The organism is Dyadobacter sp. CY356, from assembly GCF_021440195.1.
GTDB lineage: Bacteria > Bacteroidota > Bacteroidia > Cytophagales > Spirosomataceae > Dyadobacter.
Map to the genome: position 1 here is coordinate 401,885 of NZ_JAJTSZ010000006.1, position 16,258 is coordinate 418,142.

Below are 16,258 nucleotides of genomic sequence, written 5' to 3' on the forward strand. Positions count from 1 at the left end.
ATACGTATTTTTGCAACACTTTCATATCAAACGAAAATTGATGAAAAGGCTTGAATTATATGCATCTGATATCATCAAACTTTGTGAGACACATAAGGTTAAAAGTTTATATGCATTTGGCTCAATTTTGACGGACAGTTTTAATAATGAAAGTGATATAGATCTAATTGTAGACTTTGAAGAGATTGAAACTGAGGAATATGCGGACAATTATTTTGATTTAAAGTTTTCCCTTCAAAAAATCTTAGAAAGACCTATCGACCTGCTTGAAGAACAAGCGATCAAAAACCCATATTTCAGAAAATCCGTTGATCAGCACAGAAAACTCGTTTATGGACACTGAAATAAAAGTATGGCTTTACGATATTTTGAATGCAATTTCAGAGATTGAAAGCTATTTTACCGATATTCCCAAAGAATTCCTTCACTATAAGGCAGATTTAAAAACAAAAAGAGCCGTTGAGAGAAACATTGAAATCATAGGAGAAGCTATGAGTCGAGTTCTCAAAAGAGAGCCGTCAATGGTAATCACAAATTCTCGAAAACTTGTTGATACCAGAAATAGAATAATACATGCCTATGATGCGGTTTCAGATGATATAATTTGGGGAATTATTATTAGACACCTTCCAGTTTTAAAACAAGAAATTGAAAATTTACTTCATAAAAATTAATTTATTTTTATTATTTATCAATATATTTTCATTAATATCAATTCCACCAACCTTCGATTATAGAAATTCTTTTTTAGAAAAATAAATAAATTTCTTTCAGACTTAAATAATAACTAGGACTTCTTCAAATCCATCAATACAGACAAAGAACTACTCCCAAAACCAGGCGTGTATTGCGCCCTACCATAACTGATTTCAAACCGTTTTACACGAAGCCACGCACCAAAAGAAAACCCGGCCAATCCTCCGGCATTATACAATCGTAGTTCCTGCCTTTTCAAATGATCGTAACCAAGCAGGATTTTAAAGTTTTTGTCCAGTAATAATTCTGCTCCGATGGACATATGACGGGCTAGTTTTTCTGCAACGCCTACTTTCCTGGAAATTCTGGTGCCGTTGATGTCATAAGTAAAAAACAAATCCGGATCATTATAAACCATGTCAAAACTATTCAGGTGATGAATTGTTCCTGAAAACCTGATTGGCATATATTTCGGTTTGAAAGTTACTCCGGTCCGTAAATCCAGAGGTAAAACCGGTGTGTTTGCTCCGGTAAAATTTTGCTTTAAAAATCCAAGATTTTTAACCACAAAACCTATGGTTAGATCTTGCTGCGGATGTTTAAAAACACCTCCCCAATCAAATGCCAGCCCATAAACCTGATAGGATTCAATGGAAGAACCTACAAATTTTACGGCTCCGCCAAGCGTAAAAGCACCAACGGTTTGTCCGTAACCGGCAGATAATCCGTAATCAGCGGCACGAAATTCTCCGATTATATTTCCTGCCGCATCCGTTTCTGTGATTGTTCCATAGTTCAGATATTGTAAAGCAACCGCCCAGGTTCCGGCAGTACGTTTTACTTTATGTCCGTAAGCCAGATTCAGAAATTTGGTATCCGCCAGATATGGCATCAAGTTTACTGACACCTGATCTTCTTTGGAAGAATCAAGCAAAGCGGGATTTTGTAAGAAAAGTGCTGGATCATTTCCTGAAATCGTCATGTGATTAGCTCCAAGGGCTGTGCTTTTTGCCTGCGATGGAAGTTGCAGAAAATTAAGACCACTTTTCCCACCAGTCGTTTGCGCGAAACTTTCTCCTATAATCAGTAGAAGAAAAACCAGTAAAAAAAAGAAGCGCGTACCGATCTCCCTCATAGAAATGCAAAAATTTCCCGATTCCGTTAAAATGACATTATATTTATGAATCTGTTTAAAAACAAATGTAACCATATCGTCTGTATTACATGGAATCAACGTCTGCCGCAGCTTCGAAAAAAGATCAATTAGATAAAAAAAATGCAGAAGCTGACCTTGGAGGCGGCGAAAACCGGATCAAAACCCAACATGCAAAAGGTAAGTTAACGGCTCGTGAACGGGTTTCTATACTTCTTGATGAAGGTTCTTTTGAAGAAATCGGAAAGTTTGTAATGCACAGAAGCCGTGATTTTGGCCTGGATAAAGAGCATTATCTGGGCGATGGCGTTATCACCGGTTATGGCAAAATCAATGGAAGACTGGTATATGTGTTTGCACAGGATTTTACCGTCTTTGGAGGCTCCCTCTCCGAAACACATGCGGAAAAAATTTGCAAGATCATGGATCTTGCTATGAAAAATGGGGCTCCGGTCATTGGATTAAATGATTCGGGAGGTGCACGTATTCAGGAAGGTGTACTTTCTCTTGCAGGATATGCGGATATATTTTACAAAAATACCCTGGCATCAGGTGTTATTCCACAAATTTCGGCCATTATGGGTCCCTGTGCCGGTGGAGCCGTTTATTCACCTGCCATTACGGATTTTATTATGATGGTTGAAAACAGCAGCTACATGTTTGTGACCGGCCCCAATGTTGTCAAAACAGTTACCCATGAAGACGTTACTTCTGAGGAACTAGGTGGCGCCATGACCCATGCGACAAAATCCGGTGTTACACATTTTGTTTCGCCCAATGAGGTTGAATGTCTGTTAAATATCAAAAAACTGCTAAGTTATATTCCTCAAAACTGTGAAGATGAAGCGCCAGCAACTGCTTATGAACAAGCAAGTGAAACGCGACCAGGCCTTAATACTATCATTCCCGAAAACCCAAACCAGCCTTATGATATCCGGGAAGTGATTGAAGAATTGACGGATACTGAAACATTTTTTGAAGTTCATAAAAATTTTGCTGAAAATATCGTTGTCGGTTTTGCACGTATTGCTGGCAGAAGCATTGGCATCGTAGCCAACCAGCCTGCTGTTTTGGCCGGTGTTCTGGATATTAATGCAAGTCAGAAAGCAGCACGTTTTGTCCGTTTTTGTGATTGTTTCAACATTCCCTTGCTGGTCCTGGAAGATGTGCCGGGATTTTTACCAGGTACGGATCAGGAATGGAACGGGATTATCACCAACGGTGCCAAGTTATTATATGCCTTTTGTGAAGCCACCGTTCCGCGCATTACGGTGATTACCCGAAAAGCTTACGGCGGTGCTTATGATGTAATGAACTCCAAACATATTGGCGCCGATATGAATTACGCCTGGCCCACAGCAGAAATTGCCGTCATGGGTGCAAGCGGTGCAGCCGAAATTATTTTCAAAAGAGAAATCGCAGAATCAGAAAATCCTGCCGAAAAGTTGCAGGAAAAAATCGATGCCTATACCAAAAAGTTTGCAAACCCCTATCGGGCAGCACATCGCGGTTATATAGATGAAGTGATCTACCCTGAACAAACAAGGGAAAAACTTATCCGTGCATTTGGTATGCTGGAAAATAAAGTCGCCACTTTGCCAAGAAAAAAACATGGGAACATTCCTTTATAAAGCTGCTTTTTATTACTAAAATATTTTTCAAAAAATCGTACTCATCAAGTCTGGTTATCTTCTCTATTCGGGAATTTACCAGGCTTTTTAGTTTTTGTCAGGAAATTTAATTTTTCAAATAAAACTGGTTGATCCAAAACCGTTTACTCAAAACGGCTACCGCTTAATCACTTTTACTTGCCTGATAATCAATCGGATTAGTACCTTACAGTTACGTAAACAAAACATGAACCTGGTTTAATCTTTCCCAAATACATTTTTTGGAAAAGTATGAATCGCATCTTTCTTTGTCCTTATGATCAATAAAATTCTAAAATGGACGAGCATTATCATTGGCTCACTCATCATTTTTCTTCTGATCTTCTATACCTATGTATATTTTAATACAGAGTCCCGAATTAATAAAATTTATGACATTCAGGTTCAGAATTTAAATATTCCAACAGACAGCCTGTCACTGGCAAAAGGGAAACATCTGGCAGAAATCCGGGCATGTACGGGTTGTCATGGAACTGATTTTTCAGGCGGACAGGCCTTTGCTGATGATCAGTCTCCTATCGGAATTTTATACAGTAGTAATATAACCAAAGGAAAAGGTGGAATAAATTACACTGATGCAGATTGGATAAAGGCTTTGCGCCATGGCCTGGGAAAGGATAACCGCTCACTCTGGTTTATGCCTTCACACGAAATATACCAGATCTCAAATCAGGATATGGCGTCTTTGATCAGTTATGTCAAAACACGTCCGCCCGTTGATAAGGAAAATCATAATAAATCAATAAAACCACTTGGCAGAATCCTGACATTTTTTAACGAGTTCCCACTTTTGCCTGCTGAAAAAATTGACCATAACGCTGTTCCTGTCGATGCCGTAACCGTTTCTGTGACACCCGAATATGGTAAATACCTGGCCATTACCTGCACAGGCTGCCATTCCGAAAACTTTAAAGGAGCAGAAGCACATGGACCGGGCGAGCCGCCAATTCCGGATATCAGCTCGACGGGAAGTTTAGGAAAATGGACTTCCGACGGATTTGTTACCACGCTTCAAACAGGAAAAAGGCCTGATGGAAAACCATTGAACCCGGCAATGCCCTGGAAAGCCTTCAACTATACCCACGAAGAATTGAATGCCATTTATACGTATCTGCACGGACTGCCGTGAAAATGTTGCTGCACCAACTGTAATTAAACTTCATTAATTGTTCAACCAAATAAGTATAACGATGAAAATCTTACCATTTCTACGAAATTTACTACTCCTTGCTTCTCTTGTCCTCGGCTGTACGGATCACGATATATTTCAGGAACCAACACAATTCAAATCAGAAGAAGTGGCTGGGGAACTTCTGGTGCCACTGGCATTAACGCATGATGCGAACAATAATTTATGGGTAACAGAGCAGGGAACGGGCTCTGGTAAGAGTGGCAGAGTTTCCGTGATCACACCTGATGGAAAAATTTATCCCGGAATAACCGGCTTTTTATCTGTGATCAGCCCTGAAAATGCACCCAGCGGACTTACCCATTTAAGTTATAAAGATGGAAAACTATATATTTTACATGGCCCGGAAGGAAAATTATACATTGCAGATATTTCCAAGTTTAAACCAGGCACTGACGCTCCAATAGACGCCGCCACACTACCCAGTGAAGATATTGGCAGCAAAGTGAAGGCTTCCAAGTTCAGACATCCGACAAACGAATCTAACTTGTACAATCTGACCTGGGGACCGGAGGGAGATCTATATATAACGGATGCGGCTGCCAATGCTGTGGTGCACCGTGCAGCCGACAAATCAATAAGTATTTTTGCCGAATTTGATCCCTATTACACAGCAACTGATACAATAGATTTCGTTCCCACCGGTATTGTTTATGATGGTTCCAGATTCCTTGTTACTTCGCTTAGCGGCGGACCATTTATTAAAGGTTTGGCTACAATTAAGCAGGTTAGTACAGGTGGAACGGTAACACCATACAAAGAAGGATTTACAACTTTGGTCGATATTGAACTTACGCCTGGCAATAAGCCGCTTGTTGTTTCATTCGCTGAATTTTCATTCGCAACAACACCGCCGGATTTTGTTCCTTTCACAGGACAGATACAAGGGGATGACAAAACCACGATCTCAGGTGGATTGATGATGCCAACGGATTTGGAAAGAACCGGTGACAAAACTTATTATTATGTTTCACTGGCACTGGCAAAAGTTTTCAAATTAACCTATTGATTCTGCGCTTCTAACATCAACCATAAATTACAAAACCAGCAGGTGGAATGGTAAGGCGAACGGCCTTGCCATTTCTTGTTTCTACATTAACCTGAACCGGACTTGGACCTGAGGCATATAAACATTTAAGATTGGAATCAATGGAATGCAAACTTTCGTCGATGGTAACGTATGCAATCGTTTCATTTTGCTGGTCGGTATTAATTGCGCACAAAATCTCCCGATCATTACAAATCCTTGACCAGGCAACGATTGAATTCATCCGATCGCCCATAAGAACCGGATAACCAAAATCAGTTCCGTTTCCCGAAATCTGTCTTAAATATTGCCGGCCTCGTCTTAAAGCTAAATGCTGTTTCCTGAGTGATGCAATTTTTGCGATCTCTGGAAAGCATGAATTTTCTTCGTTAAAAAAATGAACATTTTTGCTCCGGAAAGCTCCGAAATCTCCTCCAAACATCGATTCTCTGATATAACGATCATTTCCACCTTTGCCATCGAAACCTTGTTCGGTTCCATAGTACAGACAAGGAATACCAAGCGAAGTAAGGTTGAGTCCAATAACGGCAATAAGTGACATAGAACCGGAATCATTAGCGCAGAACCGCGCCTTATTCTGGCCTTTCCTAACCTGATCATGATCGTCAAAAAGTGTCACAACTTTATTCCGGAACCATATATGTGATTCTTTATGAACAAGTTCCGAGTTTCTGAAAAGGTTAAAATAATCTGTCGGGTTCCGATAACCTTTTACCAAATATTCCATTTTATCGGGAATATCATCGATACCAAGTGCAGCATCCAGGCCAGTTATTTCAAGCGTATCAAAAGCACGTTGGCGCCCACCCGTAATTTCTCCGATCAAATAAAAATTTTCCTTCCCGATTGACATGGTGAATTCTTTGATCACCGATGCGAAATATCTGGTAGCTCCCGGATCCATGTGTTTTACCGTATCAATGCGAAAACCGTCAATATCAGCAATTGCAATCCAGTATTTATAAGCCTTGGTTAATACTTTCAAGGTTTCAGACGGACCATAATCATCGACCGTACCAGTCCCATGATGCAAATCTTTCAGCACTTCAAAGTCGCCTTCCAGAAATTCCGGACTATCGTCCCAATGAATTATTTTTCCTTTTTGGGTAAAGGTATCGGCGGTTTGAAGTTCTTTTGGCCATATAGCAGCATCCGGGTATTTGTCCTCTCCGACAAAATCCAACGGCAAATCCGGAGTTCCGGAAACATTTCGAAATCCTTCAACCGGAAATGTTTGTCCGTTCTGATAATCCGGCTGGCCATTAATATAACCAAAAACATCGCCGCTGTGATTTAGTATTATATCAAGAATTACATAAATGCCATGTTCATGGGCTGTTTTAACAACATCAATAAGATCCTGGGTTGTGCCAAAACGCGGTTCAATATCAAGGAAATCCTGAATGCCATAACCATGGTAGGTTTCCTGGGACGACACTTGCTTGAATACCGGACTGATCCAGATCGCCGTAATACCAAGACGTTTCAGATATCCGATTTTACTTTTTAAACCTGACAGATTTCCACCCACAAATTTCTGTCCGGCCTCATTCCAAACTTCTGCATCCTGAGTAGTTTGAATCGCATTTTCAAAATATGATGGAATATATCTTACAGTATTTCCGGTGGTTACAATGCTTCCATCATTATCCAGGTAATCTTTTTCTCTTCCATCTGAAAAACGATCGAGCAGTAAAAAATACAATACCTGGTCCTCCCAAGCGTCCGGTGAGGGAAAATATTCGGATTTGATCAAATTTTGAAAATCCAGTTCTGATGTTGATTTAAAATTTCCCATGATAGATAAAGTGGCTGACGATGATAACCGGATAGTCGTAAAAAAAAGGAAAAAAGAAAACAATTCAGTATTTTCGATCATATCAAAACTGAAACGATAATGCGGAGTTAAGCTTAATTCAATTACAACAATTTGTCAGTCAATACATTAATTATAAATATACCAGAAAATTGAAAAAATTCTCACTCCCAAAGGCTTTGGTAAAAGCAAAAATCACCTTCCTGTTTTTCTACGTTTGTGCCACGCACAGCTTTGCGCAACTTCCAGTGCCCACCGATTATCTCACAAAAGATTTTCACAAAGGAAGGCGGGAAGCACTCAGGAAATTACTTCCTGCAAATTCAGTGATAGCGATTTTCGCCTATCCGGTCAGGAATTTTTCCAATGATGTGGATTATAAATATCATGCAAATCCAGATCTGTATTATTTCAGCGGATATACAGAACCGAATTCCGTGCTGCTGATTTTTAAAGAAAACCAGAAAGATTCTGCCAATCAATCTTACAATGAACTGTTTTTTGTTCAGAAAAAAGATCCGCGGAGAGAACAATGGACCGGCAAACGGCTTGGTATTGAAGGTGTGAAAGCAGCAGGATTTTCACATGCCTACAATGCGGAAGATTTCGATCGTTACGCACCTGATCTTTCAAAATTTGATAAAATCATTTTTGAATTCCCACAGGATATTGCTGATAAACTGAATGAGCCGGATGACATTTACGATTTGGTAAAAACATTTAAAAAGAAATCGGCAATGCCGGAAGATTTTGATGATGAAGTACTTGGTGATTTAATGTCTCTTCGCCAGTATCCAAAATTACTCGCTTCGGTTCCAAGACTTACTTCATATTACCAGGCTTTGGCTGACAAAAGCGAACGGTATAAAAAGAACACACTGGTTACAAAAATCATTCAGGTAAAAGACTCGACGGAAGTGACAAAACTTTTGGCGGAAATGGATGCGATGAAATATAATCCTGCACTTTACAGTCTGTATACCAAACAATTAAGACAAATTAAAACTGCGGAAGAGTTAGTTTTGATGCGAAAAACAGTAGAGATTTCTGCTTTGGCGCATCGTGAGGCGATGAAAGCGATCAAACCAGAAATGTCGGAGCTGGAATTGCAGGGTGTCCAGGAATTTATCCATAAAAAACTGGGTGCCGAATATGTTGGATATCCATCCATTGCCGGAGCCGGAGCAAATGGCTGTGTGCTGCATTATATTGAAAACAATGCAACCGGTATTGGAAATAACAAAATGATACTCATGGATATTGGTGCAGAATACCACGGCTATTCGGCCGACATAACAAGAACTTTCCCTGCAAATGGAAAATTCACACCTGAACAAAAACAAATCTATGATATCGTAATCGACGCTCAGGAAGCCGTTTTCAGGATTTGTAAAGAAGGAACTTCATTTCAGGAAATTGAAAAAGCCGCGCGTGATGTTGTTGCAAAAGGATTGGTAAAACTTGGTATCCTGAAAGATGAAAACGAAAGCCGCACTTATTTCCCGCATGGCTGTTCGCATTTCCTTGGGCTTGATGTACACGACAAAGGTATTTATGACAAATTGATGGAAAACATGATCATCACGGTGGAGCCTGGAATTTACATTCCGGAAGGCAGCAACTGTGATAAAAAATGGTGGGGAATTGCGGTAAGGATTGAAGATGATGTTTTAATTAAAAAGGATAAACTTGAAATCCTGTCCCTATCAGCACCCAGAAAAACAGAAGATGCTGAAAAGGTTGCTGCACAAAAAAGTTTTGTAGATAACTTGTCTGATGATTTAAAAAAATAATATCCAAAATAAATAATATTGAATATATAAAAGCTGCAATTCTGAAAATGAGTTGCAGCTTTTAATTTATTTGGTATGACAAAAGTCAGACAGCGTTAATAGTTTAGATTATTTATTTTAACGAAACAATTGTGGCATAATAAGTTAATGTGAAATAAAACTTAGAATAACATAACCGCCTTTGCTACATTATAAATAATGTCATAATTTCACACGTATTTAATAATATTATTTACGATCCTAAACTTTTCAATTCCTAAATTATTCCCTTAACTAATGAAAGAAAAGAAAGGCACCTCTTCGTCCAGGCGTAACTTTATCAAAGGTTCGCTGGCGACAATCGCCACATTTTCAATTGTACCCCGCCATGTATTAGGCAAAGGTTTTATTGCGCCAAGCGATCAGCTCACAAAAGCAATTGTAGGCGTAGGTTCCATGGGCCGCGGCCACATTCCTTATGCCGGAACCAAGGTTGTAGCTCTTTGTGATGTTGATAAAACCCATCTTCAAAAAGCAGTGGATCTTGTTGACAAAGGCGTCAAAACCTTTTCTGACTATCGCGAACTGATTCAATTACCGGAAGTTGATATTGTTCACGTGGCAACGCCTCCGCACTGGCATGGCATCATTGCAGCCGATGCAGCGCGCGCCGGAAAAGACGTGTGGTGTGAAAAACCAATGACACGCACGATCGGCGAAGGAAAACGTTTGGTGGAAGCAGTTCAGCAGCACGGAAGAATTTTTCGACTGAATACCTGGTTCCGTTTTGAGGATAATTTTTATGGTATGAAAACGACCGTGAAACCTATCAAAAAGCTGGTTCAAAGTGGTTTACTTGGATGGCCGTTAAAAGTAACAGTAAGTAAGCATACTGGTTTCGACTGGAAATTTTACTGGGTTGGGAAAACAGATAATCAACCTATGCCTGTTCCGGCAGAACTTGATTATGACATGTGGCTCGGCCCTGCTCCTTACAAACCATATAGTGAACACCGTGTGCATCAGACTTTCCGTGGTTACTGGGATTATGATGGCGGCGGATTAGGCGATATGGGACAACATTATATTGACCCAATCCAGTATTTCCTTGGAAAAGACGATACCAGTCCGGTGAGCGTGGAAGTGGATGCTCCTCAGCAGCATACCGAAGCGGTTGGTACCTGGAGACGTATTACTTATACCTATGCAGATGGCTGCCAGATCATCCTGGATGGTGAAGGCAAGGACGAAAATGTGGCTTATATTGAAGGGCCAAAAGGAAAACTTTATCCAAATTTCAAATCGGATATCCAGGATCTTGAAAAGAAACTGGCGGCTTTCCCGGACCCGGAACCCCAGGTTACAAATTTTGTTGAAGCTGTGAAGAGCCGTCAGAAATTCGCTTTAAATGAAGAAAACGGACACCGTTCCTGTACGATCGTTAATATGGGCCTTATTGCTTTGCGTTTGGGCAGATCATTAAAATTTGATCCTGTGAAACAAGAATTTATTGATGACGAAGGTGCAAACCGGCTAATCGACCAGCCCATGCGTGGGCCCTGGACCATGTAAACTTTTAGATACGGATTTAAAATAGCCCGGATCCGTGTGTACACAGTAATTTCTGTATTGATCTTAATTCAAATTATGAAAAAGAGAAATACAAAAAACGTTTCATTCATTTAAAACAGATCATGAAAAAAATTATATATGCGCTGCTTGCCTGCTGTGTGTTAAATACCGCTGCAATGGCACAATTGGATAAAAACAGAACTTTGTCAACCCGCGTTGCCGATCTGCTTGCGCAACTTCCGGCTGATAATGCAGCTCAGTTAAAGAAAAGTATGGACGAACTGGCCGATCTCGGAAAACCGGGATTGATTCAGATCGCATCGATGCTCGTAGCACCTGGCAAAGGAAATGACGCCAAAGCACAATATGCATTGGGCGGATTTACTTATTACGCATCTCAATCAGGAAAAGAAGCTTGGCGCAAAAATGCTGCCGAGGCTTATGTTGAAGCTTTATCCAAAGCACAATCGCCGGAAACCAAGCAGTTTTTGATTTATCAATTACAAACAATCGGTAAAGACGAAGCCGTTCCGGTTGTAGCAACTTATCTTTCAGATGAATATTTGTCAGGACCTGCCGCCAGAACATTGGCAAGAATTGGTACTGAAAGCGCAGGAAAAGCACTTTTACAGGCTTTGGCAGATGCAAAAGGAAAATCACAGATTTCGATCACAGAAGCACTGGGCATGAGCCGTTTTAAAGAAGCAGCTGGTGTTATTGAAAAAACGGCTGCAAGTGAGGATTTGAATTTACGCAAAGTCAGCTTGTTCGCGCTTTCAGAAATCGCTGCTCCATCTTCTGAATCCATCCTGGCAGCGGCTGCAATGAAGGCCAATTATCTCTATGATGAAGCAAATTCAACTGCGGCTTATCTGAATTATTTGTCACGTTTGTCATTAACCGGAAACGCTCCGATTGCAGAAAAAGCGGCTTTGGCCCTTACAACTTCCTTGGTCGACGCCAAACAGACTGGTACCCGTTCGTCTGCCTTGAAAATATATGCCGACAGCAAAAAACGTGAAAGTGTTCCTGTTTTGGTAAAAGCACTGGATAGCACAGATCCTGAATACCGCGCAGCGGCTTTGAAACTCGGCCAGAAATATACAATGGCCGACGGAACTACGCCCTGGTTGAATGCTATGAAAAAAGCAAAACCGGAAGTTCAGGCTGAGATTATTTACATGCTGGGCCGCGCTGAATCGAAAGATGCGCTGGCAACGATTAACAAATCACTTGCTTCAAAAGACGCCAAAGTGAAAATGGCAGCTATCTGGGCGGTCGGAAAAATCGGAGGAGAAAGCAGTCTTCCTGCCCTGCTTCCAATCTTGAAAAAAGGTAATGCTGATGAAATCAAAGCGGTTAAAAATACACTTCTGACTTTGAAAGGAAATTCGGTTGTGAATCAGCTTGCGGCTGCTTTACCCACTTTACCTGTTGCGGCACAACCTGCCGTAATCGATGTTTTAGCAGCACGTGCTGCAAGTTCCAAAATGAATGTGGTTTCCGCCCTGTTGAACAATACTAATCCAGAAGTAAACACGGCAGCATTCAATGCCTTGAAATCACTGGCAACTTCAAATGATCTTCCCTTGCTATTTACATTTTTAGGTTCTGTAAATAATGCTGACGAAATAACAGCTGTTCAAAATGGTATAAAAACAGCGGTAAAAGAATCAGGAAATGCCACGGCGCAGAGTGATCTGATTTTGAAACAAATTGCCGCTTCACCTGCGGATAAACAATCACGATACATGGCAGTTTTGGCCAGCATTGGTGGAAATAAAGCTTTGACTTCGGTTGTTTCATCCTATAATACAGGTGATGCAGTTTTTAAAAAAGCAGCTATTTCGGCACTATCTAACTGGATGGACGCAAGTGCTGCCAACGAACTTTTGGCCATTGCAAAAAAATCTACGGATCCCGAAGATTTTAATCTTGCGCTAACCGGTTATGTTTCCGGCATATCAAAATCTCCAAAAACGCCTGTAAACAAAGTATTAATGCTTCATAATGCGATAGACATTGCAAAAACAGATGTGCAGAAAGAATTGATATTAAAAGAGTTACAACGATACAAAACTTTTAACGCCTTGCTTTTGGCTGGAAAATATCTTGACAATTCCGGTGCTGTTCAGCAGGCTGCGGCACAGGCTGTGATGAATATCGGTTTGGCGAACAAAAATTTCAGCGGAGCGGAAGTTCGTACATTGATGACTAAAACCTCTTCGGTTTTGAAAGGCCAGGACAGTGAATATCAAAAAGAATCAATCCGTAAATATCTGGCTGAAATGCCGGCTGGCGAAGGTTTTGTCTCTTTATTTAACGGGAAAGATTTAACAGGTTGGAAAGGTCTGGTAGAAAATCCGATCGCCCGTGAAAAAATGAGCGCTGATACTATGGCAGCAAAACAGAAAAAAGCAGATGAAATTATGAAATCCGGCTGGTCTGCACAGGAGGGCAATCTGGTGTTTTCAGGTCATGGAGATAACCTTTGTACGGTTAAACAATACGGGGATTTTGAAATGTATGTTGACTGGAAAATTGAATCAAAAGGTGATGCAGGAATTTATTTGCGCGGTACGCCTCAGGTTCAGATATGGGATACATCGCGTGTGGATGTGGGTGCTCAGGTGGGGTCTGGCGGATTATATAACAACGCCAAAAATCCGAAAAACCCAACCAAACTTGCAGACAACGCTATCGGCGACTGGAACAACTTCCATATTACCATGGTCGGAGACCGTGTAACGGTTGAACTGAACGGAGAAAAAGTGGTTGACAATGTGATCCTTGAAAATTACTGGGATCGTAAATTACCAATTTTCGTAAAAGAGCAACTGGAATTGCAGGCTCATGGAAACATCGTTTACTACCGTGACATCTATGTTCGTGAAATTCCTCGTCCGGAACCTTTTATGCTTTCTGATGAAGAGAAAAAAGAAGGTTATAAAATTCTTTTCGACGGCACAAACATGCACGAATGGGTTGGTAATACAATCGATTACACCAGCGAAAACGGTGAGATGGTTTGTAATCCGAATGGCGGCGGAAAAGGAAATCTTTACACAAAAGATGAATTCAGTGATTTTGTCTTCCGTTTTGAATTCCAGTTAACACCAGGCGCAAATAACGGTCTGGGTGTTCGTACGCCTATGGAAGGCGATGCTGCTTATGTTGGAACAGAAATTCAAATCCTTGATAACGATGCTGACATTTATAAAGATTTGAAAGAATATCAGTATCACGGTTCTGCTTATGGCATTATCCCTGCAAAACGCGGATTTCTGAAACCGCTTGGTGAATGGAACTACGAGGAAGTATATCTTAAAGGTTCAAAAATAAAAGTTACGCTGAACGGTACTGTGATCACGGAAGGCGATCTTGCCGAAGCCAGCAAAAATGGAACTGCCGATCACAGAGATCATCCGGGTTTAAAAAACACAACAGGTCATCTTGGATTTCTTGGACATGGTGCTCCTTTAAAATTCAGAAACATCCGTATCAAGGATCTTTCGAAGGCAACCGAGGAGCCTGTGGCATCCGGAAAGAAAAAAGTTAAAAAGAAGAAGTAACTATATTTTGCAAAAAATTTAAAAAGTCCGGTCCAAAACTGACCGGACTTTTTTTGTATTTTTTTATTTAGCTTTGGTATAATAATGATTTCAAATCCAATAGTCTAAACGATTTAACCTCAATTTCAAACAAATCACATTCAAATGAAAATCAAAAATCTATTTTTTACAGCCCTTTTTACAGCATCTTTTTTTTCTGTTCAGGCACAAAATACCCTGGCAGAAATCTGGGCCACAGAAGGGACAATTCCTGTTCCTGAATCTGTATTTTACAGCGCAACCGACAAAATTTTATATGTAGCACAAATTGATGGTAAAGCAGGTGAAAAAGATGGAAAAGGTGCTATTGGGAAAGTGGGGCTGGATGGAAAAGTGATTGATCTGAATTGGGTTTCAGGATTGAATGCACCCAAAGGGATGGGAAGACTTGGTTCAAAATTCTATGTAGCCGATGTTACGGATATTGTTGAAATTGACTTTAAATCCGGGAAAATCCTGAAAAAATATCCTGTTGAAGAATCAAAATTCCTGAACGATCTCACTATCGATTCAAAAGGAAATATCTATGTTTCAGATTCTGACACACACAAAGTTCATCTACTGAAAGATGGGAAAGTATCAACTTATTACGAAACCCTGACACGCCCGAATGGCCTGCTGGCAATAGGTTCCGACTTACTGATCCTGGATAGCGGTTCGTTGATAAAACTGGACGCAAATAAGAAGCCAACGACCATAGCAGAAGGTCTGGATAAAAGCACAGATGGTATTGAAGAAGTTAAACCAGGTGAATACATTGTGTCCTGCTGGGCTGGCGTTATCTATTACGTAAAATCTGACGGATCTAAGGAATTGATGCTGGATACGAAGGCAGCAGGCAGCAATACTGCCGATATCGGGTACGACGCCAGGAAAAAGATTGTGTATGTACCAACATTTTTGAAAAATAGTGTAGTAGCTTATCAGTTAAAATAATATATTTATCCTAACAAAACAGAATTTTAAAAAACAGGCATTTCTATGGACATTTTTGTTGGGAGTCTTTCTTTTAAGTTAAAAGAAAGCGAGTTGCGTGAAGCTTTTGAAAAATTTGGTGAAGTAAGCTCCGCAAAAATTATTATTGACAAAATTACACGTCAAAGCAAGGGGTTTGGGTTTGTAGAAATGCCTGATGATGAGCAGGCTAAACTAGCCATAAGTGAATTGAATGGAGTTGAAATGTACGGCAGACCGTTGGTAGTAAACGAATCGCAGAAAAAAGAGAGAACACCGGGAGACCAGCCAAGAACCAGCAGCAGCAGTGACTCTCGTAGCAGTGACACGCGTAGCAGCGGCCCGGGCGCAAGTGACAGAAGTGCTAATTTCGGAAGAAATAAACCTGCCGGTGGCGGTGGAGGTTATAGTGGAGGCGGAAACAGCGGCGGAGGTTATGGTGGTGGCAGCGGCGGATACGGCGGGAAACCAAAATCGGATTACGGACGCGGCGGAAGAGATGGTGGAGATTACAAGAAAGGTGGCGGATCCAAAAGAGGTGATTCCAGAGACAGAGACGATTGGTGAGAAATTTATTGAGCCTGAGGTTCGATAATTAAATATAATACGAATAAAAGGTCATCATGTTTTCGGACTTGGTGACCTTTTATTTTATAAAATCATTAAAACCCATTCAGGAATCACAAACACATTTACGGCTCTATCAGAGCCTCCTGTTTATAGAAATTTGAGATACCCAACAGCATTCCTGGCTCCTTCGGAGCCTCCTGGAATTTC

At 40.7% G+C, this 16,258-nt stretch carries 12 protein-coding genes; 10 read left to right on the forward strand and 2 right to left on the reverse strand.

All coding sequences use genetic code 11. The annotated features are described in order from the left end of the window. Window positions 1-10: 10 nt before the first annotated feature. Window positions 11-343, forward strand: a complete 333-nt coding sequence (locus LXL81_RS20605; RefSeq protein WP_409013935.1) for a nucleotidyltransferase family protein — start codon at window positions 11-13, stop codon at window positions 341-343. After that, on the forward strand, window positions 333-674 hold the full coding sequence (locus tag LXL81_RS20610) for a DUF86 domain-containing protein (protein ID WP_234648652.1): 342 nt from the start codon (window positions 333-335) through the stop codon (window positions 672-674). Before LXL81_RS20605 ends, LXL81_RS20610 begins: the two co-directional genes overlap by 11 nt. Before the next feature lie 113 nt (window positions 675-787). Here the strand turns inward: LXL81_RS20610 and porQ are convergent, their stop codons facing one another. Further along, window positions 788-1,831, reverse strand: a complete 1,044-nt coding sequence (porQ, locus tag LXL81_RS20615) for a type IX secretion system protein PorQ (RefSeq protein ID WP_234648653.1) — start codon at window positions 1,829-1,831, stop codon at window positions 788-790. An 89-nt stretch (window positions 1,832-1,920) separates the two neighbouring features. Here porQ and LXL81_RS20620 point away from each other — a divergent pair, with 89 nt between their 5' ends. The 3 genes from LXL81_RS20620 to LXL81_RS20630 all read left to right on the forward strand — a co-directional run bounded on the left by LXL81_RS20620 (window position 1,921) and on the right by LXL81_RS20630 (window position 5,717). Further along, complete coding sequence (locus tag LXL81_RS20620; RefSeq protein ID WP_234648654.1) at window positions 1,921-3,480, forward strand: acyl-CoA carboxylase subunit beta; 1,560 nt, start codon at window positions 1,921-1,923, stop codon at window positions 3,478-3,480. A 295-nt stretch (window positions 3,481-3,775) separates the two neighbouring features. Further along, window positions 3,776-4,648, forward strand: coding sequence for a cytochrome c (locus LXL81_RS20625; RefSeq protein ID WP_234648655.1), 873 nt, complete (start codon window positions 3,776-3,778; stop codon window positions 4,646-4,648). Between the two features lie 61 nt (window positions 4,649-4,709). Continuing rightward, window positions 4,710-5,717, forward strand: coding sequence for a ScyD/ScyE family protein (locus LXL81_RS20630; protein WP_234648656.1), 1,008 nt, complete (start codon window positions 4,710-4,712; stop codon window positions 5,715-5,717). Window positions 5,718-5,733: 16 nt separating this feature from the next. On the opposite strand, the gene LXL81_RS20635 is transcribed toward LXL81_RS20630, so the two are convergent. Then, window positions 5,734-7,554, reverse strand: coding sequence for an alpha-amylase family glycosyl hydrolase (locus LXL81_RS20635; protein WP_234648657.1), 1,821 nt, complete (start codon window positions 7,552-7,554; stop codon window positions 5,734-5,736). A 170-nt stretch (window positions 7,555-7,724) separates the two neighbouring features. Here LXL81_RS20635 and LXL81_RS20640 point away from each other — a divergent pair, with 170 nt between their 5' ends. From LXL81_RS20640 to LXL81_RS20660, 5 genes are all read left to right on the forward strand, one after another. Next, on the forward strand, window positions 7,725-9,365 hold the full coding sequence (locus LXL81_RS20640; RefSeq protein ID WP_234648658.1) for an aminopeptidase P family protein: 1,641 nt from the start codon (window positions 7,725-7,727) through the stop codon (window positions 9,363-9,365). Window positions 9,366-9,641: 276 nt separating this feature from the next. Then, complete coding sequence (locus tag LXL81_RS20645) at window positions 9,642-10,916, forward strand: Gfo/Idh/MocA family oxidoreductase (RefSeq protein WP_234648659.1); 1,275 nt, start codon at window positions 9,642-9,644, stop codon at window positions 10,914-10,916. A gap of 122 nt (window positions 10,917-11,038) precedes the next feature. Further along, window positions 11,039-14,488, forward strand: coding sequence for a DUF1080 domain-containing protein (locus LXL81_RS20650; protein WP_234648660.1), 3,450 nt, complete (start codon window positions 11,039-11,041; stop codon window positions 14,486-14,488). Window positions 14,489-14,632: 144 nt separating this feature from the next. Further along, a complete protein-coding gene (locus tag LXL81_RS20655; protein WP_234648661.1) occupies window positions 14,633-15,463 on the forward strand; it encodes an ATP/GTP-binding protein in 831 nt (276 codons plus the stop codon). A 45-nt stretch (window positions 15,464-15,508) separates the two neighbouring features. Further along, complete coding sequence (locus LXL81_RS20660; RefSeq protein WP_234648662.1) at window positions 15,509-16,048, forward strand: RNA-binding protein; 540 nt, start codon at window positions 15,509-15,511, stop codon at window positions 16,046-16,048. The last annotated feature ends 210 nt before the right edge of the window (window positions 16,049-16,258 follow it).